The 22,917-nt window shown below is 69.0% G+C and carries 26 protein-coding genes; 19 read left to right on the top strand and 7 right to left on the bottom strand.

The window, feature by feature from the left end:
- Positions 1-96: 96 nt before the first annotated feature.
- The 4 genes from wzy to DI276_RS27870 are packed head-to-tail and all read left to right on the top strand — an operon-like array spanning position 97 to position 3,813.
- Positions 97-1,416 carry an O-antigen polysaccharide polymerase Wzy gene (wzy, locus tag DI276_RS27885; RefSeq protein ID WP_112268659.1) on the top strand — a complete coding sequence of 440 codons (1,320 nt, stop codon included), beginning with the start codon at positions 97-99 and terminating at the stop codon, positions 1,414-1,416.
- Positions 1,413-2,615: a DegT/DnrJ/EryC1/StrS family aminotransferase gene (locus DI276_RS27880; RefSeq protein WP_112268656.1), complete on the top strand. Its 1,203-nt coding sequence runs from the start codon at positions 1,413-1,415 to the stop codon at positions 2,613-2,615. Before wzy ends, DI276_RS27880 begins: the two co-directional genes overlap by 4 nt.
- The gene (locus DI276_RS27875; RefSeq protein WP_112268654.1) at positions 2,612-3,184 is read left to right on the top strand and encodes a sugar transferase; all 573 of its coding nucleotides are present in this window, start codon (positions 2,612-2,614) and stop codon (positions 3,182-3,184) included. The genes DI276_RS27880 and DI276_RS27875 overlap by 4 nt, the downstream gene beginning before the upstream one ends.
- A 14-nt stretch (positions 3,185-3,198) precedes the next feature.
- On the top strand, positions 3,199-3,813 hold the full coding sequence (locus tag DI276_RS27870) for a NeuD/PglB/VioB family sugar acetyltransferase (RefSeq protein WP_112268652.1): 615 nt from the start codon (positions 3,199-3,201) through the stop codon (positions 3,811-3,813).
- On the opposite strand, the gene DI276_RS27865 is transcribed toward DI276_RS27870, so the two are convergent.
- Both DI276_RS27865 and DI276_RS50260 read right to left on the bottom strand, forming a co-directional pair.
- The gene (locus DI276_RS27865) at positions 3,778-5,016 is read right to left on the bottom strand and encodes a lipopolysaccharide biosynthesis protein (RefSeq protein WP_157984990.1); all 1,239 of its coding nucleotides are present in this window, start codon (positions 5,014-5,016) and stop codon (positions 3,778-3,780) included. The two genes, DI276_RS27870 and DI276_RS27865, sit on opposite strands and share 36 nt — an antisense overlap.
- Positions 5,013-5,492 (bottom strand): hypothetical protein, encoded by a 480-nt coding sequence (locus DI276_RS50260; protein WP_157984989.1) that lies wholly within the window; start codon positions 5,490-5,492, stop codon positions 5,013-5,015. The genes DI276_RS27865 and DI276_RS50260 overlap by 4 nt, the downstream gene beginning before the upstream one ends.
- A gap of 145 nt (positions 5,493-5,637) precedes the next feature.
- On the opposite strand from DI276_RS50260, the gene DI276_RS27860 reads away from it, so the two are divergent.
- Complete coding sequence (locus DI276_RS27860) at positions 5,638-8,034, top strand: hypothetical protein (RefSeq protein ID WP_112268648.1); 2,397 nt, start codon at positions 5,638-5,640, stop codon at positions 8,032-8,034.
- An 11-nt stretch (positions 8,035-8,045) separates the two neighbouring features.
- On the opposite strand, the gene DI276_RS27855 is transcribed toward DI276_RS27860, so the two are convergent.
- Complete coding sequence (locus DI276_RS27855) at positions 8,046-8,471, bottom strand: response regulator (protein WP_112268646.1); 426 nt, start codon at positions 8,469-8,471, stop codon at positions 8,046-8,048.
- Between the two features lie 303 nt (positions 8,472-8,774).
- Between DI276_RS27855 and DI276_RS27850 the strand changes: the two genes are divergently transcribed.
- The 8 genes from DI276_RS27850 (at position 8,775) to DI276_RS27815 (ending at position 14,109) form a co-directional block, all read left to right on the top strand.
- A complete protein-coding gene (locus tag DI276_RS27850) occupies positions 8,775-9,194 on the top strand; it encodes a hypothetical protein (RefSeq protein WP_112268644.1) in 420 nt (139 codons plus the stop codon).
- A complete protein-coding gene (locus tag DI276_RS27845) occupies positions 9,191-9,907 on the top strand; it encodes a response regulator transcription factor (protein ID WP_112268642.1) in 717 nt (238 codons plus the stop codon). The genes DI276_RS27850 and DI276_RS27845 overlap by 4 nt, the downstream gene beginning before the upstream one ends.
- A 237-nt stretch (positions 9,908-10,144) precedes the next feature.
- Entirely contained in the window at positions 10,145-10,405 is a 261-nt protein-coding gene (locus tag DI276_RS27840) for a hypothetical protein (protein ID WP_157984988.1), read from the top strand.
- Between the two features lie 9 nt (positions 10,406-10,414).
- On the top strand, positions 10,415-10,810 hold the full coding sequence (locus DI276_RS27835; protein WP_112268638.1) for a 6-carboxytetrahydropterin synthase: 396 nt from the start codon (positions 10,415-10,417) through the stop codon (positions 10,808-10,810).
- A gap of 18 nt (positions 10,811-10,828) precedes the next feature.
- Entirely contained in the window at positions 10,829-11,212 is a 384-nt protein-coding gene (locus DI276_RS27830) for a hypothetical protein (RefSeq protein ID WP_112268637.1), read from the top strand.
- Positions 11,213-11,504: 292 nt separating this feature from the next.
- Positions 11,505-12,257 (top strand): RNA polymerase sigma factor, encoded by a 753-nt coding sequence (locus DI276_RS27825; protein WP_157984987.1) that lies wholly within the window; start codon positions 11,505-11,507, stop codon positions 12,255-12,257.
- 231 nt (positions 12,258-12,488) lie between these two features.
- The gene (locus DI276_RS51290) at positions 12,489-13,613 is read left to right on the top strand and encodes a hypothetical protein (protein WP_198680958.1); all 1,125 of its coding nucleotides are present in this window, start codon (positions 12,489-12,491) and stop codon (positions 13,611-13,613) included.
- Positions 13,614-13,728: 115 nt separating this feature from the next.
- On the top strand, positions 13,729-14,109 hold the full coding sequence (locus DI276_RS27815) for a histone-like nucleoid-structuring protein Lsr2 (RefSeq protein ID WP_198680957.1): 381 nt from the start codon (positions 13,729-13,731) through the stop codon (positions 14,107-14,109).
- Between the two features lie 566 nt (positions 14,110-14,675).
- Here the strand turns inward: DI276_RS27815 and DI276_RS27810 are convergent.
- From DI276_RS27810 to DI276_RS27795, 4 genes are all read right to left on the bottom strand, one after another.
- Entirely contained in the window at positions 14,676-15,515 is an 840-nt protein-coding gene (locus DI276_RS27810; protein ID WP_157984986.1) for an SAM-dependent methyltransferase, read from the bottom strand.
- A 252-nt stretch (positions 15,516-15,767) separates the two neighbouring features.
- Positions 15,768-15,977, bottom strand: coding sequence for a hypothetical protein (locus tag DI276_RS27805; RefSeq protein WP_112268631.1), 210 nt, complete (start codon positions 15,975-15,977; stop codon positions 15,768-15,770).
- Between the two features lie 30 nt (positions 15,978-16,007).
- A complete protein-coding gene (locus DI276_RS27800) occupies positions 16,008-16,739 on the bottom strand; it encodes a response regulator transcription factor (protein WP_112268630.1) in 732 nt (243 codons plus the stop codon).
- Between the two features lie 177 nt (positions 16,740-16,916).
- Complete coding sequence (locus DI276_RS27795; protein WP_157984985.1) at positions 16,917-17,636, bottom strand: prepilin peptidase; 720 nt, start codon at positions 17,634-17,636, stop codon at positions 16,917-16,919.
- A 191-nt stretch (positions 17,637-17,827) separates the two neighbouring features.
- Here DI276_RS27795 and DI276_RS27790 point away from each other — a divergent pair, with 191 nt between their 5' ends.
- From DI276_RS27790 to DI276_RS27765, 6 genes are read left to right on the top strand one after another with little or no spacing between them, the layout of a single operon-like run.
- The gene (locus DI276_RS27790; RefSeq protein WP_112268628.1) at positions 17,828-18,034 is read left to right on the top strand and encodes a Flp family type IVb pilin; all 207 of its coding nucleotides are present in this window, start codon (positions 17,828-17,830) and stop codon (positions 18,032-18,034) included.
- Positions 18,035-18,039: 5 nt separating this feature from the next.
- Positions 18,040-18,450: a TadE/TadG family type IV pilus assembly protein gene (locus DI276_RS27785; RefSeq protein ID WP_112269269.1), complete on the top strand. Its 411-nt coding sequence runs from the start codon at positions 18,040-18,042 to the stop codon at positions 18,448-18,450.
- Positions 18,438-19,523 carry a pilus assembly protein TadG-related protein gene (locus tag DI276_RS27780; protein WP_112268627.1) on the top strand — a complete coding sequence of 362 codons (1,086 nt, stop codon included), beginning with the start codon at positions 18,438-18,440 and terminating at the stop codon, positions 19,521-19,523. The genes DI276_RS27785 and DI276_RS27780 overlap by 13 nt, the downstream gene beginning before the upstream one ends.
- Positions 19,524-19,538: 15 nt before the next feature.
- Positions 19,539-20,312, top strand: a complete 774-nt coding sequence (cpaB, locus tag DI276_RS27775) for a Flp pilus assembly protein CpaB (RefSeq protein ID WP_112268626.1) — start codon at positions 19,539-19,541, stop codon at positions 20,310-20,312.
- A 13-nt stretch (positions 20,313-20,325) separates the two neighbouring features.
- A complete protein-coding gene (locus tag DI276_RS27770; RefSeq protein WP_112268625.1) occupies positions 20,326-21,501 on the top strand; it encodes an AAA family ATPase in 1,176 nt (391 codons plus the stop codon).
- Complete coding sequence (locus tag DI276_RS27765) at positions 21,498-22,877, top strand: CpaF family protein (RefSeq protein WP_112268623.1); 1,380 nt, start codon at positions 21,498-21,500, stop codon at positions 22,875-22,877. The genes DI276_RS27770 and DI276_RS27765 overlap by 4 nt, the downstream gene beginning before the upstream one ends.
- The last annotated feature ends 40 nt before the right edge of the window (positions 22,878-22,917 follow it).

Raw genomic sequence — 22,917 nt, 5'->3', positions numbered from 1 at the left:
CCGCTCCGTCTCCGCGGAAGTGGAGGCGGAGCGGTGCGGCGTCATCGGCCTGCTGGTGAGGCGGAACCGGTGCGCGGGCGCCCAGGACGTTCCGAAGTGGAGACGGGTGCCGTGCCCGTGCTGGAGGACAGCGCGTTCGCCCGTACGCCGGAACCGCTGGGCCGCACCGCCGCGGTGGCACTGGCGGCGGTGGTCGTGGCGGCGCTGGCATTGCGTTCGCCACCCCATGACGTGGTTTCGGCGGCCGCGATCTTCTGGGCCTCGTGGTCGCTGTGCCTCGCCGTGCTCGTCCGCGGGCATCCTCAGGGCCTCTACCGGCCCGCAGCGGCCTACCTGGTGTTGTTCGGTCTCTTCCACGGCGGACTGTTGCTGAGCGTCGCGGTGCGCGCCGACTCGGTCTTCGAGGACGCGCGGTGGCTCGAGGACCCGCACACGCCGCAAGCCGTGTCGCTCGCCGTGCTCGCCATGGCCGGGTACACCTTGGCCGCCGGGCTGGCCGGTCGTGGCGCGCCGCCCGTCGTCGCGAACCGGGGCGGCCACGTGGCTGGAGTGCTCGGGGTGGTCGTCCAACTGGCCGGGCTCGGAGTCTTCGCCGCCGCTCTGACGCGTGCCGGCGGGCTCGACCTCCTTTGGGGTGGCTACCACGCCTTCGTGGAGGCGAACGGGTCCGACACCGTGCTCGCGTTCGGCACCCTGTGCTCCGGGATGGGCGCGGTGCTGGCGGTATCGGCGGGTGGGCGCGCGCGGATTGCAGGCTGGACCGGGTTCGCCCTGTACGCGGCGATCGCCCTGCCACTCGGGACTCGCGGCGAGGTGCTCTTCCCCTTGGCGGCCATGGCGGTGATCGAGGCGAGACGGCGCCGTATCCGTCCGCTGTGGACGCTGGGTGGCGCGGTGGCGGTGTTGCTGCTCGCCGGTGTGGTCCGGCAGACCCGGCTCGGTGGCTTGGCACCGCTGTCGCCGTCGGGATGGTTGTCCGCGCCGCTGGACGCCGTCGCCGAGATGGGTTTCTCACTGCGCCCCGTGGTGGTGGTGCTCAGCTGGGACGAGCCCTTGCGGACCGGGGTGACCTTCGTCGCCGTTCCTGTGCGGTTTCTCGAGTCTCTCCTCGGCTGGCACGGCGGGCCACCCACCTACGACGACAGGTTGTTCAACGTCGAGATCGCGAACCGGGTCGGACAGATCGGAGGCTCGCCAGTGGCTGAGGCGTTCCACAACTTCGGCACAGTCGGCGTGGTGCTGTTCATGGCGGTGCTCGGGGCACTGCTGGTGCGGCTCGAGCGCCGGTCCGACGCGGTGGTCGGCGTGGTGCTGTTGCCGTTGCTGATCCAGGTGCGCAACAGCTTCGCGCCGGTTCCGGTGCAGATCGGGATCGGGTTGCTGCTCGTCGCTCTCACGAGGATGCGGATCCGATGAGCGAGCTGGCCGTTCACGGCGGTATACCGGTGCGCACGACCCCGATGCCGCCGTGGCCGTACTTCGACGACGAGGACCTGGAAACGGCGGCGACGGTGCTGGCCTCCGGCCGGGTCAACTACTGGACCGGCGTGCACGGCCGGGCCTTCGAGACCGAGTTCGCCGCTGCGGTCGGCACGGACTACGCGGTCGCCGTCTCCAACGGCACCGTTGCGCTGGAACTGGCGCTGCGGGCCCTCGACATCGGTCGTGGTGACGAGGTGATCGTTCCCGCGGCCACGTTCATCGCGACCGCGAGCGCGGTGGTCGCGGTCGGGGCATGTCCCGTGATCGTCGACGTGGACCCGGCCAGCGGGTGTCTCACCGCGAGCACCGTCGAGACGGCGATCACCGGCCGCACGAGAGCGGTCGTCGTCGTGCACCTCGCCGGACATCCCGCCGACATCGACCCGGTGCTGGCACTCGCGCGCAAGCACGACCTGCGAGTGGTCGAGGACTGCGCCCAGGCGCACGGGGCGGTCCACAGTGGACGGATGGTCGGCGGCATCGGGGACATCGCCGCCTGGTCGTTCTGTCAGGACAAGATCCTCACCACGGCGGGTGAGGGTGGAGCGATCACCACGTCCGACGAGTCGCTGTGGCGGCGCTGCTGGGAGATGAAGGACCACGGCAAGAGCTGGACAGCCGTGCACTCACCGCATCCGCCCGGTTTCCGGTGGCTGCACGACAGTTTCGGCACCAATGCGCGCATGACGGAAGTGCAGGCGGCGATCGGGCGCAACCACCTCCGCCGTCTCGGCGGCTGGGTGGCGCAACGCAGAGCCAACGCCGCGATCCTGCTGGACGCGTTGGCCGCCGAGCCGGCCGTCGAGCTCTCCCTGCCGCCGGCCAGGGTGGAGCACGCGTACTACAAGTTCGCCGTCCAGCTGCGACCGGAACGACTGCTGCCGGGCTGGAGCAGGGATCTCGTGGTCGACGCCGTCCGCGCGGAAGGCACTCCGTGCCTGCACGGCGGATGCTACGAGATCTATCGCGAACGCGCGTTCGCCGCGGTACCGGGCACACCGGAGGAACTGCCCGTCGCCGCGCGTCTCGGACGCACCTCGCTGACGCTGCTCGTCCACCCGACGTTGTCCAAGGCCGAAATGGAGGACACCGCCGCCGCCCTCACCAAGGTGCTCCGGGTGGCCACGGCATGATCCGGCGCGTGGTGGACGTCGTGGTCGCGGCGGCAGGACTCGCGGTGCTCGCACCGGTGCTCGTCGTGGTGGCCGTACTGGTCCGCTGTCGGCTGGGACCACCAGTGCTGTTCCGGCAACGCCGCAGCGGACTGCACGGAGCGGAGTTCTTCATCGTCAAGTTCCGCACCATGCGACCGCCGCAGTGGCCGGGGCAGCCCGATCGGGAGCGGGAGACCGAACTGGGCGCGGTGTTGCGCCGCACGAGTCTGGATGAACTGCCGCAGCTGGTGAACGTCCTGCGCGGTGAGATGAGCCTCATCGGCCCGCGGCCGACTCTGCCGGAACAAACCCGCCACTACAGCCCGCGTCAGCGAGAGCGGCTCTCGGTCCGGCCCGGCCTCACCGGATGGGCTCAGGTGAGCGGGCGCAACGCCTTGAGCTGGCCTGAACGCATTGAACTCGACCTGTGGTACCTGGAGAACCGAAGCGCACGGCTGGACCTGTTGATCATCCTGCGGACGATCCGGCAGGTGTTGCGGCCATGCGGAATCACGGGAGCCGGCGGGCTCAACCCCGGATTTCCCTGAGCTGAGGAGGCGGTATGACGTACTTCTACATCGCCGGCGCCGGTGGTGCGGGCCGGGAGGCGTTGGACATCTGCGTCGCTCTGGGGCAGGAGGTCACCGCGTTCGTGGACGACGTCGCGGCCGGTCGGTTCGTTCGAGCGCATCTCGTGTGCCTGCCGGAGGAAACGGACGCAGGGGCGCTGTACGTGGTCGCGATCGCGGACCCGGACGCACGCGTGAAGATGTCCCGGCTGCTCGACGAGCTGTGCTTGCGACCGGGCAGCCTGATCCACCCGAGCGCGGTGATCGGTCCGTGCACCATCTTGGGAGACGGCCTCATCGTGCACGCCAACACGACGATCTCGAGCGGTGCCGAGATCGGTGTGCACTGCCAGGTGCACTACAACGCCACGGTGGGGCACGACACCGAACTGGAGGACTACGTGACCGTGCTGCCAGGAGCCAACGTGGCCGGGAACGTCCGGCTCGAGACCGGGGTCACGGTGGGATCGGGCGCGGTCGTGCTGCAAGGTCGCACTGTCGGCGCGGGAGCCTTGGTGGGCGCCGGGGCGGTCGTGACTCGCGACGTGCTACCGGGGACGGTGGTCGTCGGGTCACCGGCCGCCCAGCTGGTCAACTCCAGCCGCTGAGACACGCCGCCGCAGCATCGTCCACGCCGCGGTGGACAGTGCTCCGTACAGGACAACGGATCCCACGGCGACCCCGATGGCACCGCCCAGCGAGCCGGTGACACCGTAAACACCGATCGCGCCGGCCGCGCCCGTTGCGCCGAGAACGCCCGCCGCCGTGGTCCACCCGCCGCCGATCAGGCCGCGGCTCGCGACCACGAACGGCGCGAAGCACACCTCTGCGGCGACGAGCACCACCAGCAGCTCACGGGCGCTGCCGAACTCCTGCCCGAAGAGCGGAACCACGAGCAACCACGCCGCGAGGGCCACGAGCAGACCTGCCACGGCGGTGGTCGCGACCGCGAGCAAGGTCGTTCTGACCAGGTTGGGCGCGCCCCGGCCGAGGGAGATGTCGCGCAGGCACAGCTGCCCGAGTGCTGCCGAAAGCATCCGCGGGATCTCGCCGAGCGTGGCCGCGAGCGAGTAGATGCCGACCGCCGCCGTGCCCGCCGTGAGCCCGATGACGTACCGGTCCGCGCGCAGCACGACGACGAGGCCGATGGACAGTCCGAGCGTCGGCGCACCGAGACGCATCAGCCCGGTGACGGTGCCGGCGGAGACCGGCACCCAGCTCAGCAACCCACCACGCCGCAACCCCGCGACTTCGGCCACCACCAGCACGGCGACACCGGCTGCCTGAGCGAGCAGGAGGGACGTGGCGCTTTCGGCGCCCGATGCCAGCACCACGCCGGCGAGTCCGCCCGCGCTCGTCACCGCCGCGGTCACTCCACCGCGGTGGAACCGGCCGTCGGCGAACCACGCGTCGACCACCTGACCGACGACCACCTGTCCAGCGGAGTAGCACCCGACCGCGAGGAGAAACGGCGGGCTGGCCAGTGCGGCGTCGATCAGCGGGGCGGAGGCGGCGGTGCTCGCCACACCCAGCAGCGCCGCCGACAGTGCTCCCGCGGTGGAACACCGTGTGTACGCGGACGTCAGTGCCGGCCGGTTCCCGCCGGCGAGGCAGAACTGCCGTCGGAACGCCGATCCGGTGCCGAATCCGCCGAGCAATGCGCAGAGGCTGCCGATCGTCATGCCGAGCACCATGATCCCGCGCTCATCCGGGCCCAGCACACGGGTTGCGACGAGGGCGGCACCCGCGTTGAAGGCGAGCTGCGCGGCGCTGGTGCCGGAGATCGTCATCAGCTGCCCGAGACGTGTCATCGGGCCGCGTGACGTCCTGTGGGGACGGCGGTGTCGAGTGCGCACAGCCGCCACGCGACCTCCACCGACGTGTCCTGGCAGCGGACCAGGTGCCACGGCGTGTCCGATGCCCACCGCCGTTCGTCGGTGACGGTGAGATGGGTCTTGCCCACGACGTTGTCGGAGAACGTGATCCGCAACGCGGCGTCGCTGTCCCTGCGCGCCTCGTCCACGGTCATCCCGCTCAGCCGTGACAGCACTTCCAGGTGGTGCGGCCGGACACTTCTGTACTTGCCGGACAGACCGAGCCGCCATCGGTAGTCCTCGCCGAGGAATGCGCACGCCTCCGTGCCGTCGAACCGCACCCGCCAGTGGGTGCTGAGGTCGAGACGCAGCTCGTATTCGCGTTCATCGCTGTAGAAGACCAGGAAAGGCGTGCGTTGCCGTTCACCCACGGCCACCACGAACGTGCCGGTCAACTCAGCTGGGTTCGCCATCACACGGGGCATTCTCACCTCATCTGCCCAGGTCATCAGCCCTTTTTCACACGAATTCGTGAGATCGCGTTTTTACGCGTCATCCCTTTCCTCTCAGGGGTCTGCATTCAGAAGAACCGAGGTGTGATCACTGGAGGAAGTACTGATGTCCTGTTGGACACGGCTGGCTGGAGCCTGCGCGGTAACCCTGCTGCTCGGCACCGCGGTCAGCCCGCCGCTCGCGCTGTCGGCTCAGCAAGCTGACAGGTTCGCCGGACCCGCTGACACACACCTCCGATCGCCGCAGCCGTTCTTCGGGGAGAAGGCCGTCGTCGGCAACCCTCACGCGATCTCCGTCACCAAGGGTGTGACCGCCACCGTGCCGAACCGCGACGGCACCTACACGATCACGTACGAGATCACGGTGACGAACGACGGCGCGGGTGCCGCTCGCTACGATCTGGCCGACTCCCTGGAGTACGGCACCGGCGTGGAGTTGATCCGCGCGGACGTCGTCGCTCCGTCCGCCGCGGGGCCGAGCACGGGGTGGGACGGCACGAACGACGCCCTCGTCGCGGGGAACGTGCCGATTGACGGCAACTCGAGCCACGCCTACACGGTGACCGTGGTCGCCGCGCCGCCGCACGACCCGGCTCCTGGTGCGCTGGACTGCTCGCTGGATTCCGGCGAGAGCGGAACCGGGACGCGGAACACCGCCAAGGTCACGAGCAACGGCGTCGTGAAGAGCGCCACCGCGTGTGCCGCCATCGCCCACGTCTCGGTCACGAAAACGGTGCCGTCCGGCTGGCCGAAGGCGAACGGCGACGCCACGGTCACCGTCGTCTACGAGATCGACGTGGAGAACTCCGGCGCCGTGCCGACGACCTACGACCTGACCGAAGAACTCCTGCCCGGCGAGGGCATCAGCGTGGTGTCGGCCACCACGACGGCGAATCCCCGCTGGAACGGCGCCGACGACCAGCAGATCGCGAGCGACGTCACCATCGGCGCCGGGGAACGTGACACCTATCTGCTCACGGTCGTGTACGTGGTCAACGTCGTGCACGCGACGAACAGCAGCACCGACTGCCTGGTCGATGCCGAGGAACCCGGATCCGGGTTCCTCGGCCGCACGATCGCGACGAGCCACGGCATGCCCCGCACGGCTTGGGCGTGCGCCGAGGCACCCGTCTTGTCGATCAGGCAGACGATGACCGCGCTCGATCCGCACGAGGCCGGGGCTCACACCGCGGTTTACGAGATCGCGGTGACCAACATCGGTGCCGGAGCGGGCCACTACGACCTGTCCGACGACCTCCGGTTCGGACCCGGAGTCGAGGTCGACGAGGCCGTGGTGACCGCGGTGGGCGACACTCCGATGCCGGACAGCGGATGGGGCGGATCCGGCGAGCTGGTTTCAGGTGCGCGGATCGACGGCGGTGACACCCACGTCTACCGCGTCACGGTGACGCTGGCGTTCGCGGCCACCGGCAAGGCGGCGGACTGCGTCGTCGATCCGGACGAGAGCACGACCGGTCTCCGCAACGTCGCGACGATGTTCACCAACAGCGTCACGGAACAGGCTGTGGCGTGTGGTGCGCTCACCGGCGTCTCGGTGGCCGAGGACGTCGTCCGCACGACTCCGCTCGGCGACGGCCACTACGAGATCAGCTACCGGATCACCGTCGCCAACGAGGGAACGGCGCCGGCCACGTACAGCCTCCACGACACGCTGAGGTACGGCGTGGGCACCACGATCCGCTCCGCGGTGATCGACGGCGCGCCGGAGTGGAACGGTGCTCTCCAGCCCGTCGTGCGCACCGGCGTTCCGCTGGCGGTGGGAGAACGGCACGTCTACCCCGTGAAGGTCGTCGCGGCGCCTCCGGCCAACGCGCGTGCCGAGTCGTTCGACTGCGCGCTCGATCACGACGAGGAGGGCACAGGTGCGCTGAACACCGCCGCGGTGGTGGTCGACGGCGTCGTGCGCACCGCCGGCGCGTGCGCTCCGTTCCCCGGGGCGACGATCACCGAGGAGGTGCTGCCCGGCTCGCCGAGGCGCGAGCCGGACGGTGCCGTCGTCGTGGACTACCGGATCACCGTGGTGAACCGCGGCACTGCCGACATCACCTACGACCTGGACGACCGGCTTCGCCTCGGCGCCGGGACAGAGGCGACCGATCTGGTGGTGCGGATGAGTCCTGACGCGGCTCCCACGAACCCGAGCTGGAACGGCCGCTCGGACGCCTGGATCGCCCGCGGCGTGCGTCTCGCGTCGGGTGCGGGCCACAGCTACGTCGCCACCGTGCGTGTCGCGCCCGATGAAGCCGATGCCGGCGGGCCGGCGTGCGCACCTGGTCCGGCGGAGGGTGGCAGCGGCATGCGGAGCGAGGCCACGGTGACCGTCGGCGGGACCGCGCTGACCACCGACACCTGTATGCCGTTTCCCGTCGACGAACTCGCCGCGACCGGCATGGACCTCAGGTCGCTCTGCGGTGTGGGCGTCGCGTTGCTCCTTGCGGGAATCCTGCTCGTGTTCGCTGCTCGCCGCCGCCAGGCAGCGTGACGAACGGTGCGTCAGGTGGTGCTGATCGCGTCCGGGTGCACGAACTGTCCGGACTGGACAGTCGTGCGGATCGTGGTCAGCAGCGCCTCGGCGTCCGCGTTGAGCCCGACGATGCCGCGGACGCCGTGCAAGCGGGCCCACGCCGCGGCCACCGAGTTGCGGGTGTTCCTGCGCAACAGCGCGACGATCACCAGGTCCGGGAACATCGCCGTCAGCAACAGAGACAGGTCCCACCGCGGGTCGCTCGCCGAGTCGACCAGCAACACGTCCGGACTGTCCACCTGGCACAGATGGATCGCGGAGTCGCTGTCGGACGCCGAGCCGATCCACGCCAGCTCGCGGCTCTCCCGGATGATCGGGGCGACGCCCCGCTCCAGCGACGAAGCGGAGCTGATCACGGCGACCCGCAACACACGGGCCGGCATGGTACTGATCACGACTGGTCTCCTCCTGTCACGCCTCATGGCAACGACGTTGGTAGACACCGGCTTCGCGGTCCACTTACGCGTGTCCACCGAAGTTCGCCCGCTCCGGTGAACTCCTGGCCTCCCGCGTAAGCAGCTCGCTCACCAAGGTCATCAAACGTTGTGCGTCGATCAACGCGCGATGATTCACACGATGAGGGAGTCGGCATGTCGCGCCGGAAGGCAGCGGGCAAACATCGATTGGTGCGACCGAAGAAGGAGGTGCGCTCCAGATGCGGTGACTGCACGAAGAGGGGACTCGTAGGTGCTCTGGTCGTGCCGCTCGCAATACTGGCAGGGGCGTCGTTCGACTCCTTCACCAAGGCACCCGACGCGGTCGCGAACGTGATGCAGAGTGTCGGCGCCGACGAGCCGCAAACCGTGTCCGTGACGACGACGGTGGCGATTCCGGTGCGTCCGGAGCGGGCTGTGCCCGAACCGGCTGCGGCGGCGGTGCCGGACGCGGTCGTGACCGCCTCCTCCGTCGAACAGCCGGCGATCGCCGTGCCGCAGGAGACGGTCAGCGAAGCCTTGGACGCCAAGCCTTGTGTCACCGCGCGCGGCCCGGAGCAGCAGGAGGCACCGAAGGAACCACCGGCCGCCAGCATGTCGGTGGACGTCCGGCCTGGACGGTCCGGTTCGAATCGAGAAGGGCACGAGGAATTCCGGCCCGGCCCGCCGGTGCGTTGCGGGTGAACGTGACGCAGCCGTTGGCCGAGGCCAGGCTCGACACCTGCCGGCAGAACCGCGACAGACCACTCCGTGTCGCGCTCGTCGACTCGGTGCCGTTGTTCCACAACGGTGTCCAGACCGTCGTCGCCGGCGAGCCCGGTCTCGCCTGGATCGGCGCGGCGAGCGGTGCGCCCGCCGCGGTCGAGCTGTGCGACAGAGGAGCGCCGGACGCGGTCCTGATCACGTCCGGCAGCGATCCTGGTTGGAAGCTGTGCGAGCTGCTGACCCGCCTGTTCACCGGCATGATCGTCGTCGGCCTCATCGGTCAGGAGGCCAGAGGCGCCGAAGCGATGGCTCGGGCGCGTCTGCACGGGGCACGGTCGCTGGTGCCCATCGAGGCGGACTCCGACCGTCTGGTGACGGCGATCAGGCTCGGTGTCGATCTCGGCAGCTTCGTCGATCCGCAGCTGCGCGGCTGCTTCGGTCCCGTGCGACTGTCCGCGGTGGCCCAGGGCGGCAAGCCGTTGTCGCGCCGGGAGCTCGAGGTGCTGCACCAGGTCGCGAAAGGACGGACCGCCGTGGAGATCGCCGGCTGCCTCGGCATCGGCACGGAAACCGTTCGCACGCACGTGAACCACGTGCTGCGCAAGCTCGAAGCACGCGACCGGGCACACGCCGTCGCGAAGGCTTTCGAGATGTCCCTGCTGTCCCGCTGCGGCGGAAACCCCTCCGGGTGACTCAGGTGACGGGGCCGTAATGAGGCCGTCGTCCCGAGGTCCACATTCACGGCGACGGACGTGCCCCGTTACGGCCGGTTCTTCGGGCTTCACCGGTCGTCAGGCCGTCGCCTCCAGGGGCCGTGGTGGCGAGTTTCTCTCCTTCCTCGCCACCACGGTTCCGCTGTGTGCGTCCCCGGTCGGATCGACGAGGAGCTGTTGATGAGGCATCACTTTCGAAGGTGGCCGCGGTTGTCGATGTTGATGAGGCTGGGGTTGCACCGGCGACCGGCGTCGCCCACCGCCGAGGGCGGGGTCGACGAGCGGCGCCAGGCGAACGTGGTGGTCCGGCTCGGCCGTGGATGCGTCGCGGTGGAGGGAACGTCCTTCGGCCCCGTCTACCTGTCACCGTTGCAGGTGGGCCGCCTGCGCGCGGCGCTCAGGGATGCCGCCACCCAGCTGGTGGACCAGGGGAGCCGGTTTTACGCGGCGGCGGACCCGCTCGCACGACGCTCGTGAAGCGGGGACATGTACGAGATCGTCGAGCACTACACCTTCGTCGCCACACACGAGATTCCAGGCCTGCGCGCGACTCATCCGTGCCACGGCGTGCACATGCACCAGTGGTCGGTGGAGGTCGTTCTGCACGCGGCCGGACTACTGCCCACCGACGCGCCTGCCGAGAGCGCGGCCCTCGAGCCGTTGCGGCGGTACGTCACGAGCGAGCTGGAAGGCCGTCACCTCAACGACGTGCTGGTGGGCGATCCGACACCGGCGAGGCTGGCAGGTCATCTGGCCGACTGGTGCCGCTGTCACCTCGCCGCCTACGTGGTCGAGACGCTGCACGGCATCTCGGTGTCGGCAGGCCGGACGTCGCGGGGCCGGTATCTGGTGGCGAAGAGCCACGGCGACAGCCGTCGATGAACGGGAGGCGGTGCCGTTGTGATCAGTCGTGAGTACTTCGAAGCCGTGCACAGCCACCCTGCTCTGGCGAAGCTGGCGTCGCTGGCGAGTGACGGCACCGGTTGGATCTTCTTGCCGGTGTCTTTGGCCGGTGTCCAGTGCCTTTACGGCACTCGCGAGCGACGGACCGTGACGGAGACGATGACCGTGCGCGGGTTGCACGACGTGACGGTGGCCCGCCTGCGGAACGAGGACTGCCGCGGCCCGCGACGCTCGTCCGTGTCGGCTGTCCTGTGGGAGTACACCGGCGGGTTGAGCGACGCCATCGACGAGTTGCACGCTTTGCCGGACCCCGATGATCCGCTGGCGCCGAAGTTGCTCCGCCCGTCGTCCTCGATGTTCGTCATCGACAACAGGAGATAAAATTTCTGTGTCCGGTGGTGAACCTTGTTCACATGATTGAGATTCTATTATCACCCCATCGGAGGAGTTGTGCCTGAGAGGTTAGCCGACTTCGTTCTGCTGCGTCACCTCGGCACGCGGACCGAGTGGGATCTCTTCGGAATGGAGATTCGCGTGGTGCGTTCCGGAGGGCTTGGCTGTAGTTTTGTCTTGCGCATTGTCAGTCACGACCGCAGAACAAGGGGCAGGTGAGATGACCGAGGATCTCGACGGCTGCGACGAGCTAAGCGCGTGCAGGTCGGATTCGTCCCTCATGCACGCCGTCCGGGTCGGCGACCGGGATGCCTTCGGTGAGTTGTACCGCAGGTACCACGCGTGTGCGCACAGCTTCGCGTGCCGGCTGCTGGGTACGTCGCAGGGAGCCGACGACCTCGTCGCGGAGGCCTTCACCAAGGTGCTCAACCGGATCGTGTCCGGTGGTGGGCCGGCCACGTTGTTCCGCGCCTACCTGCTGACCACGGTCCGCACCACCTTCTACAAGCAGCTCGCGGTCGATCGTCTCGTCGATCGGCAGGCCGATCTCTCCGAGCAGGTGGTGCCCGTGATCGACAGGGATCCGCTGATCGAAAGGCTGGACGCGGACCTGGCTCTGCGCGCGTTGGAGAGCCTGCCCGACCGCTGGCGGACCGTGCTGGTCCAGCTGGAGATCGAGAAGAGGCCCACGACGACGGTCGCAGGCCTGCTGGGCATCCATCCGAACGCGCTGGCCGCTCTTGCTTTCAGGGCGCGGGAGGGACTCCGGGTCGCCTACGCGCAGATGCACGTCAAGTCGACGGGGGCGGCGGAGTGCTCGCTGTCCGCGAGCAACCTCGCCGCGTGGCTGTGCGGCCGGCTCGGACGGGGAATGAGGGTCCGCGTCCAGCGGCACATCGCCACCTGCGGCCGATGCACCAGTGCGGCGCGCGAGGTGTCCGAGCTGTTGACGCAACTGCGCCGGACGGCACCGCTGACGGTCGTGACACCCGAGGCGCCGAACTTGCGATTGGTCGATTCCTTCGGTGCGTAACGCCTCCCTCCCGTCAGTGCTCTGATTTGGGTCGGCCTCCCCAAAATCGGGTCTGCACATCCCCATAATTGATGATCCGACTTGGTTTTGAGCTTTCTTCGTGGCTAGTGTTCTGCTGCGCCGCCGCCGCGGTTCCGATGTGAACTTTCACTGCGGTGTTGTGCGCGCATCCCCCGTCGAGTCACGAGGGCTGTCGACCTCGTTCCGAGAATGTGAAACAAGGGAAACGTAATGCAGAAGAAGCTGTACAAGGGCCTCATCGCGGCTGCCGCGGCAGGTGCCGCAGTTCTCGCGAACGGGTTCGGGACTGCCAACGCGCAGGTGCAGGAAAACCACCACATGACGCCCGCTCCGCAGGAAGCACCGGTGGTCGCGGAGACGCCGCAGGATCCTGGCGCGACGATGACGGGCACGCCAGAAGACGACGTCGTGACGGCCACTTCGACCCCCGAAGACGACCCGACGTGCACGGTGGACGCGGAGTCGGCCTGCGACGACACGGTCGTGAACGCGGCCGGCACGGACGTCGACGTCGCCGCCGCCGCTGACGCCGACGTCGCGGTCGCCGTCGCCGCTGCCGCCGACATCGACGTCGCGGTCGCCGCTGCCGCCAATGTCGACGTCGCGGTCGCCGCTGCCGCCGAGGTCGACCTCGCAGTGGCTGCCGGAGTCGGTGTGGGCATTGGGGTTGGCGTTGAAGCTGCCGCCGCTGTCGGCGTCGGGGTGGGTGTGGGTGTCGAAGCCGGCGTGGGTGTGGGCGTGGGCGTTGGTGTCGACGCGAACGCCTCGTCCAGCACGAGCGCTGACGCGGATGCCGTCTGCGCTGACACCGGCGCCGACGCGGATGCCGCGGATGCGGACTGCACCGACACCGACACCGACGCCGACGCTGCGGACGCGGACTGCGCCGACGCCGACGCCGACGCCGACGCGGCTGACGCTGACTGTGCCGCCGACGCGGCGTCCACGCACACCGACGGCGGCGTGGTGGTCGTCGCGAACGCCGATGCGGACGTGGATGGTGGCGTGGTGGTCGTCGCGAACGCTGACGTGGACGCCGATGTCGCGGTGGGCGTCGGAGTAGCTGCCGCCGCCGACGTGGCAGCGGGCGTCGGGCTGGGCATCGGGCTGGACGTGGCTGCTGCGGTCGGCCTCGACGCCGAGTTGGCCCTCGGCCTCGGCCTCGGTGTCGGCCTGGGCGCGGCGGTCGACGCCGAGGCGATCGTCCTCGCGGACGTGGACGCCTCGGGTGTTGCCGTGGGCGAGTGGCCGGACACCGACGCGGACGCGGACGCTGCGGACGCCTGCCCGGCGGACGCCGACGACACCCGGACCGGATCGGCAATCGCGGTCTGATCGGTGTCTGGGTACCGGTGGTGAGTTGCCGGTCGAGCGGGTGCGGTGGGCCTGATGCCCGCCGCACCCGTGCCAGGTGCCGTCATCTGTCATCGGTGAGGTGTGCGCAGTGGTGGTGAGGATCATCGTCAACAAGACGGACGATCTGGACGGGACCGGCGGTGAGGACGTGTCGACGGTCTCCTTCGGCGTGGACGGGGTGCACTACGAGATCGACCTCAGCGCGGCTCATCAGGAGCAACTCCGTGCCGCGCTGGCTCCGTTCCTCCCAGCAGCCCGCCGGGTGGAGTGGAGCGCTGTTGCCTCCTACTCGACCCACGACGAGCTCATGGCCCGCATCCGTGCGTGGGCGCAGGAACAAGGGGTCGGTGTGTGCGGCCGAGGCCGCATCCCGAACGGCGTGATCGCGGCGTTCAAGGCCGCGCACGAAAGTTTTTCCGACGACATCACGCAGCGGTGTGACGGTCTCCTCGAACCACGTCCCAAGCCCGAGTGAGGGCTGTCCGCGTGCGCTGCCTCGGAAGTTCGACGTGCCGCGGCACCGGCAGCTTCTGCTTTCGCTTGGCCGGTTTCGGCTTCGGTCGGGCCGCCAGCCTCAAAACGGCTCCACAGGCGAGGAGCAAGATGCCGGTCAGCGTGAGGTCGTAAAGCGGTACGCCGACCGGAAGGACCGATTCCATTGCGATTGACATCGGGACTCCGAACTCGTGCAGGTCTGTTCGGCAAGGCTACGTCGCGCGCTGCGGTGTGCGGGGTCGCAAAAAAGGGTGAAGCCGTAGCGCGCGCTGGTGTGCATTGGTGCCCGGCGCAGCACCTTCGCCACCCCGGCGTGTGATGAGCGAAATATTTCATTCGCGCAGGGTGACAAACCCGGCGAAAAATGCCTGTTTCTATTTCTGAAGGAGTGTCCGGCGTGCTCGGCCTGTTCTTGGCAGGGGCGGCGTCGGCGTCGACGGGACATTGCCGCGGCTGTGTGCCCCACGGCACGTGGCGTGTCCACGGACAGGCGGTGACGGATGGTCCTCGCAAAGCTCTCCGTCGCCGCTTCGTCCGTGTGGTGCCTCATCGCCTGCGTGCGAGTGCGGCGCAGCCGCTGAAGTGCTCGGGGTTCTGGTCCGGTTCGGTCTCGTCATCGGGAAGCCAGAGCGGGATCGGGACGAGGCCGGGCTCGGTGACCTCGAACCCCGCCAGGAGATCACGAACCTCAGCCGAGCTGCGGAAGGCGAACTCGGGCAACGGCTTGCTGTAGATGTCGCTGTAGAGCCGGAGGGCGTCGATCAGGAGCTCGTCACAGCCGGTGTGGGAGAGGGCGAGCCGGCACGCCGGTCCCAGCCCCTCCGCGCAGGTGGTCAGCAGCCGCGCCGGCTCAGCGGAGTCGGGAACGTGGTGCAGCACGTCGATCGCGAGGAGAGCCACGGGCTCGTTCAGGTCGAGCAGGCCGAGCAGGTCCGGCGAGTCCAGGATTTGTTCTGGCCGGCGAATGTCGGCGTGGAGGTACGCCGTGAGGTCGTCACCCGCCAGCAGTTCACGCGATTCGGCCACCACGACGGGATCGATGTCGGTGTAGACCACGCGGCACTCGGGAGCCGACCGCCGCGCCACTTCGTGCACGTTGCCGACGGTCGGCATTCCGCTGCCCAGATCGACGAACTGGCGAACCCCGTCGCGCACGAGCCGGGTGACCACCCGGCGCAGGAAGTTTCGGTGCGTGCGCACCAGGTACGGCAGCTGGGGAGCGCAGAGCGTGAATTGTTCTGCCAGCCGCCGGTCGGGCGCTGAATTGTGCGAGCCGCCCAGCCAGTAGTCGCGAACTCGGGCGGTGTTGGGTGTTTCGGAGCCGGTCGTGCCCGGCGCCCAGATGGGCGGCGAGTCTGCGGGAGACGGTGTTTTCGGATTGGTCACACCACGCAGTATGTGTCATCGGCCGCAAACGCGATGATCATAATGCCCAAAATTGGGGATCAATGCGCGGGGTGGTTTCCAGCGCCAGTTCCGGTATGGCAATCAAGCGTGCCGGACTATTCCGCACAACGTGACCGCGCTGTTGTCCGCCGCCTGACACGAGTGGCAGGCCCCGGTGTCGGCAGGGGCGCGGAACTGTCTGCCGACACCGGGGCTGGGTCGTGGGTACCGCAGGTCAGAAGTCGCGGTTGCTCATGAGGTGCTCCCCGGTTTCGGGCCGAACCACAGCCACAGCGCCGCGACGAGCAGAACCGTCGCGAAAGCTCCTTGCCACGCCGTGGGTTCCGTGATCATCACGAGGAGGTTGACGGCGCTCAACAGTCCGTAGACCGCCGCTAGCACGATCCTGGCTCGGCGCTTGTCTATGCCGTTCGCCGAACGTTGCCCGTTGATGCTGGCCATGTCCAACCTCCTTTGCTCTCAACGTGTTCGTCAACGACCGGGGCGGCCGCTGATCCCGCTCTCGACGCGCGGACGCGTGCGCAGCGGAGGCCGGTAGCGGTACCCGACGCCGCGCACCGACTCGATCGGCGAGGTCGCCGAGTCGTCCCAGCCGAGCTTGCGACGGAGCCTGAGCACGGTGAACTTCACGCGCTCCGATCCGATCCCGGTCGGGTCCTCCCACGCCTCGGCGAGGAGCTGGCCGGTGGACAGCGTCGCGCCCGCGTTGCGGGTCAGCATGCACAGCAATCGGAACTCGATCGGGGTGAGGGACAGCTCGCGGTCGTCCACCTGGACGAGCCGGGACAGCGGGTCGATCTTCAGCGACCCGTCGTCGTAGACGCGCTCCGACCACTGCGCCGGGCGCGCCCTGCGCAACAGCGCCTCGACCCTGGCCAGCAGTTCCCCGGTGGTGAAGGGTTTGGTCAGGTAGTCGTCGGCACCCGCGCGCAGCCCGCGGATCTTGTCCGACTCCTGGTCGCGTGCGCTGAGCAGCAGGACCGGCACATCGCTGAGATCGCGGACTCGTTCGAGGACGCTCAGGCCGTCCATGCCGGGCAGTCCGATGTCCAGCAAGACGAGGTCGGGCTTGGAGTCGTACACCGCCCGCAGCCCGGCCTTGCCCTCGGACACCCGGTCCACCTGGTAGTTGTTCCTGGCCAGGAGCAACGCCACGATCCGGGCGATGTCCGGATCGTCCTCGACTACGAGTACACGTGGCATGGTTCCTCCTGCTGGTTCACTCACGATCAAACGTATGTGCGCAGCAGGAAGATCACCTTCACGTCATCCGTCCGTGGTTCGGCCCTGTTCATGCGGTGAGGAATGGGCGCAGATTGCTCCTTGGGGCGGAGCGTTTCTCACACGAATGAGTGGTGACCGCCGGGTGTTTACGGCGGATTACTCGCTAACGGTGATGAGCAGGACCACGAACGTGGCATAGACCATGAAGGGCCCGAGCGGGAGGGCTGTGCCGGCCTTCGCACGTCGCGCGACCAGCAGGACGGCGCCGACAAGTCCACACAGGACGAACGCGAACACGGTCGCGAGCAGGACCGGCCCCCAGCCCACCCAGCCCAGCACCATGCCGAGCGGTCCGGCCAGTTTGACGTCACCCAGGCCCAGATTGCCCGGACTGATCAACGCGAGCACCAGGTAGCAGGCCGCGAGCGCGATGCCCGCCAGCACCGCGCGGAGAAACCGGTCGGGTTCGGAGCTCATCAGCGCCGCGCCTGCGAGCAACGCGGTGACCACGGGGTAGGCGGGCAGGGTGAGCCGGTCCGGCAGCCGGTACACGATCAGGTCGATCGTCGCGAGCGCGACGCACAGGACGGCGAGCCAGGCGAAGGCGACCAATTCCGGCCGCGGCCCCACCGTGTACGCGATGGCGCCGAGCACTGCTGCGGCCGCGATTTCCGTTGCACCGCAACGCAGTGCCACGCGCTCGCGGCAGGACGGGCAACGGCAGGCGCTCGCGGAGCGCAGCCGGCTCCCGCAGCGGGGACACGCCGTCCGGTCGGGCGTGTCCGGAGGTACGGACAGCCGGAAGACCGCGGCGCGGATCCACGGTCCCGCCAGCAGACCCGCGGTTGCTCCGGCCGCGGCCGTCGTGAGGTGCACGCCTGCGACGTTAGGCCAGCGTCCACACAGGACCCGGTTTTGTCCTCCGATCGCACGACAAGACGTCGTCCCCATCGGGTGTTTCGCAAATTCTTCTGGCCGTTCGCCCGCTGTCTGCGGGGGTTGCCCGTGCCGCACAGTTGTCCACGTCGGGCGGTGAGGGATCGCCCAAACCACAGGAGGAGAACAAGATGTCCACAGCAATCGCGTACCTGCAGCTCTGGATCAGCGACCGGTTCGACAACCGCGAGCGCGGCGCCACCGCCGTCGAGTACGGCCTGATGGTCGGTCTGATCGCCGTCGCGGTCATCGGCGTGGTCATGACGCTCGGCGGTCAGCTCGAAGGACTGTTCGACAGCGTCAGCGACGAACTGCCTGCCGCGCCCGCTGCGGGCTGATGGCGATGACGCCGCCGCTGTTCGGAGCCGATCACCACGGACCGGCTCCCACGGCGAACCACGATCGTGGCGCGGCGGCGGTCGAGTTCGCGCTCGTGCTGCCGGTTCTGCTGCTCGTGTTGTGCGGCATCATCGATTTCGGGCGCGCCCTGCACGCACAGGTCGTCCTGACCCAGGCGGCCAGGGAAGGCGCCCGGCTCGCGGCGCTGGGTGAACCGGACGCGAGCACCCGCACCCTCGACGCCGCCCGGACGTTGTCCGCGGTCGAGGTCGACGTGACTTCGTGCCCCGCCAATCTCGCGGCGGCGGACGCCGTCGTGACGGTCACTCACCACTTCACCTTCGTCACCCCGATCGGTGGCGGCATCGGCCCGATCACTCTCATCGGGAGAGGAGTCATGCGATGTCTCGGCTGACGGCACTGTTGCGAGACGACCGGGGCGCGGTCACCACGCTGGTCGCGCTCGTGCTGGGCGGCGGGCTGCTGCTCGGCGGCGGTGCGCTCGTCCTCGACGTCGGCCGGTTGTACGACGAGCGTGCCCAGCTGCAGAACGCGTCGGACGCGGCGGCGCTGGCGCTCGCCCAGACGTGTGCCGAGAACACCGGCTGCACCGGCAGCATCGCGCTGAACTACGCCAACGCGAACTCCAACGACGGATCGTCCACAGTGGATCTGGTCTGCGGCGTGGACGCGAACGGCCTGCTGGACCCCTGTCCCGAGGACGACGGCGAGGCGGCGGGCTGCCTCGGCGAGCGGCCGGTGGGGGCGAAGTTCGTCGAGGTCAGGACGAGCACCCGGCAGGCGGACGGATCCACCTTGTTGCCTGCGACGTTCGGGCAGGTCCTGCTCGGCTCCGGCTACACAGGACGCGGCGTGGCCGCGTGCACCCGCGTGGCCTGGGGCGGACCCAGTGCGACCTACGGCTTCGGCGTCACGATCTCGCTGTGCGAGTGGAACACCGCGACCGCCGGCGGCACCGCGTTCGCGCCGGAGTCCGGAACGGTCGCCCCGAGCTTCGAGCGCGTGCTGAAGCTGCACACCACATCGGGAACGACCTGTTCCGGTAACCCGGCTGGCTGGGCCCTGCCCGGTGGCTTCGGCTGGCTGGCGGACGCGACGGGAACCTGCGAGGCGTACGTCGACCTCAACGGTGTCTACCAGAGCGACCCCGGAGTGAGCGTGTCGAGCGCGTGCCAGACGAAGCTCACCGACGCCAAGACCTACAAGTCGACCTTGCTGATTCCGGTGTACGACGGCGCGGGCGGGACCGGGCACGAGGGTTACTTCCACCTGAAGGGCTTCGCCTCCTTCGTGGTCACCGGCTACAACCTGCCGAGCTTGAAGGTGGCGTCGTCGCTCACGGCCAAGAACCACTGCAAGGGCGACGACAAGTGCATCTACGGCTACTTCACGAACAGCCTGCTGCCCGCTGACGCCGTGCTCGGCGGCCCCGAGATGGGCGCGACAGCCGTGCGCATGCTCGGCTGACTTCGGAGAAGGATCATGAAACGACGCTTGCTCAGCATCGGTCTCACACTGCTGCTCGCCGCGGTCGGCACCGTCGCGGTGTTGCTCTACGTGCGCAGCGCCGACGCGCGAGCACTGGCCGGCAAACGCGCCGTGCCCGTGGTCGTCGCGGACAAGCGCGTGCCCGCGGGCACGAGTGCGGGTGCCGCCTTGCGCAACGGCATGCTGCGCATGGAGAAGATGCCTGCCGAGACGGTGCCGCAGAACGCGCTGGGAGAGATCGGCGCGGATCTCGCCAAGCTGGTGGCCACCGCTGACGTCCAAGCGGGCCAGCTCCTGCTGAAGCCCATGTTCGCGGCCGCCAAACCGACGCCTGCCGGCCTGCCGATCCCGGAGGGGAAGGTCGCCGTCAGCATCGAGCTCGGCGCCCCGCAACGGGTGGCGGGTTACGTCAAGGCCGGTTCGCAGATCGCGGTGTTCGACACGCACACCGTCATGGACGAGAAGTCGCGCACGCCGTCCGGTGCCGGACTGGAGAAGCAGCACGAGAGCACGCAGGTCACCCGGTTGCTGCTGCCGAAGGTCGAGGTGCTCGCGCTCGGCGCGCCGCCGGTTCCGAACGCGAAGGCGGGTGAAGGGCAGAGCCAGGGCGGTGTGCTGGTGACCGTCGCGGCGACCCAGGCCGAAGCCGAGCGCCTGATCCAGCGCGCCCAGTTCGGCACCTTGCACTTCGCACTGCTCACCGACAGCTCGCAGATCGCCCCGGGCAACGGCACGGACAGCAGGTCCGTCTTCGACCCGGCCAAGTAGGAGTGGAACAGTCATGGCAATCCTGTGCACCAGGACGAAGGCGGTGATACCACCGCTGACCGGAGCGATGGGCGGCGAAGTGTCCCATGTGGATGATCTCGCCGCGGCTGGACGCCTGCTCGCGTCCGACCCGCTCGAGACGTTGGTGGTCATCGGGTCCGATGTGGACCTGACGGAGGCGCTCGACTTCACCTCCGCCCATCGCCTCGTCCGGCCGGCACTGGGCGTCGTACTGCTGCGCGAACGGCTCGAGGTGACCGTGCTGGCCCTCGCCATCCGCGCCGGGGTTCGCGAGGTGGTGCCGGAGACCGACCTCGACCTGCTCGCCGAGTCGTGCCTGCGTTCGCGGGACCTGTCGCGAGTTGCCCCCGCCGGCGTCACGATTCCCGCTCAGCAGTCGGCCGAGGGCAAGATCGCGGTCGTGTTCGCCACCAAGGGCGGCTGCGGCAAGACGACCACGGCCACCAACCTGGCGGTCGTGTTGCAGGCGGGCGGTGCCAACCGCGTCTGCCTGGTGGACCTGGATCTCGCCTTCGGTGACGTGGCCATCTCCCTGCAGCTCACGCCGGTCCGCACGCTGGTGGACGCGATGGCGATGGAAGGCCAGCTGGACGAGACCGGTGTGTCCGGTCTGCTCACGCGCTACCGGCCGGGGCTGGACTGCGTGCTGGCGCCGGTCGAGCCCGGCGACTCGGAGCAGATTCCCGCCTCGCTCGTCACGGACGTGCTGCGGGTGCTGCGCCGCATGTTCGACTACGTCGTCATCGACACGCCGCCGCAGTTCAACGAGCACGTGCTGGCAGTGCTGGACGAGGCCGACCACCACGTCCTGCTCACCACCCCGGACGTGCCGACGCTGAAGAACCTGCGGCTCACCATCGACATGCTCGACATGCTGTCCTACCCGCGCGACCGGCGCCTCATCGTGCTGAACCGGGAGGACTCGCGAGTGGGGCTCACGGTGGCCGACGTCGAGAGCGTCGTGAAGACCAGCGTCGCCGTGCGCGTGCCGGCCAGCCTCGCGGTGCCCGCTTCGATCAACCGGGGTGTGCCGATCACCGTCGAGCAGCCCGACCACCAGGTCAGCGCCGCGTTCCGGGAGATCGCCTCGCGGATTCTCGCGGGCGCGAAGCACGAGCCGGCCGCCGCCCGGCGCGGGTTGTTCGGGTTGCGCAGGAGGTCCGGATGAGGCTGAGCGACCGACTGGTCCAGCTGACCGCACCGGTCAGGACCGAGGGCGAACCGGTGCCGGCGACGTCCGTCGCGGTGCCCGAGGCCCGCAGGGAGCGCACGCCGGACCACTTCGCCGCGGTCAAGCGCCGGGTGCACGGCGCGTTGCTGGACACCTTGGGCCCCAAGCTCTACGACGAGCGCCTGGACGAGCACGAGCTCGAACTGCGGGTGCGCAACTCGCTGCAGGCCGTGCTGGAGCAGGACGACACCCCGATGACCCTGGCCGACCGCGGCCGGATGGCGATCGAGGTCGCCGACGAGATCCTGGGTCACGGCCCGCTGGAGCCGCTGCTGCGGGACCCCGATGTCAGTGAGGTCATGGTCAACGGGCCGGACCACATCTACGTGGAGCGCAAGGGAAAGCTCCAGCTGGTGGACGCCGCCTTCACCGACGAGAGTCATTTGCGCCGGATCATCGACAAGATCGTGTCGCGGGTCGGCAGGCGGGTGGACGAGGCGAGCCCGATGGTGGACGCGCGGCTGCCGGACGGCAGCCGGGTCAACGCCGTCGTGCCGCCCATCGCGCTGGACGGCTCGTCGCTGACGATCCGCAAGTTCGCCACGGACCCGCTCCAGGTCGAGGACCTGATCAGGTTCGGCACGATCAGCCCCGCCGTCGCCGAGCTGCTGTCGGCGTGCGTGCGCGGGCGGCTGAACATCCTCGTCAGCGGCGGCACCGGTTCGGGCAAGACGACGACGCTCAACGTGCTGTCGTCGTTCATCCCGGAAGACGAGCGCATCGTCACCATCGAGGACGCAGCCGAGCTGCAGCTGCGGCAGGACCACGTGCTGCGGATGGAGTCCCGCCCGGCGAACGTCGAGAACCGCGGCCAGGTGAGCATCCGCGAGCTCGTCCGCAACTCGCTGCGGATGCGGCCGGACCGGATCGTCGTCGGCGAGGTCCGCGACGGCGCCGCGCTGGACATGTTGCAGGCCATGAACACCGGGCACGACGGGTCGTTGACGACCGCGCACGCCAACACGCCGCGCGACGCGCTGTCGAGGCTGGAGACGATGGTGCTCATGGCGGGCGTCGACCTGCCCAGCCGCGCCATCCGGGACCAGGTCAACTCCGCACTCGACCTGATCATCCAGCAGGCCAGGCTGAAGGACGGCACCCGGCGGATCACGCACATCACCGAGGTGGTCGGCATGGAGGGTGACGTGATCACGCTCCAGGACCTCTTCGTGTTCGACTTCGCGGCGGGTGTGGACGAGCACGGGAAGTTCCGCGGCACCCTGCGTTCGACGGGTCTGCGTCCGACTTTCGCCGACCGGCTCGCCGAGCACGGCATCCCGCTGCCCACCGGCCTCTTCTCCGCGGAGAGATGACCCACCCGCACCAAGGCCGGTCTCATCGGCGACGTGGCTC

Origin of the sequence: Lentzea terrae (genome assembly GCF_003265345.1) — a bacterium.
GTDB lineage: Bacteria > Actinomycetota > Actinomycetes > Mycobacteriales > Pseudonocardiaceae > Lentzea > Lentzea terrae.
This window is presented reverse-complemented; position numbering and strand designations above follow the sequence as displayed.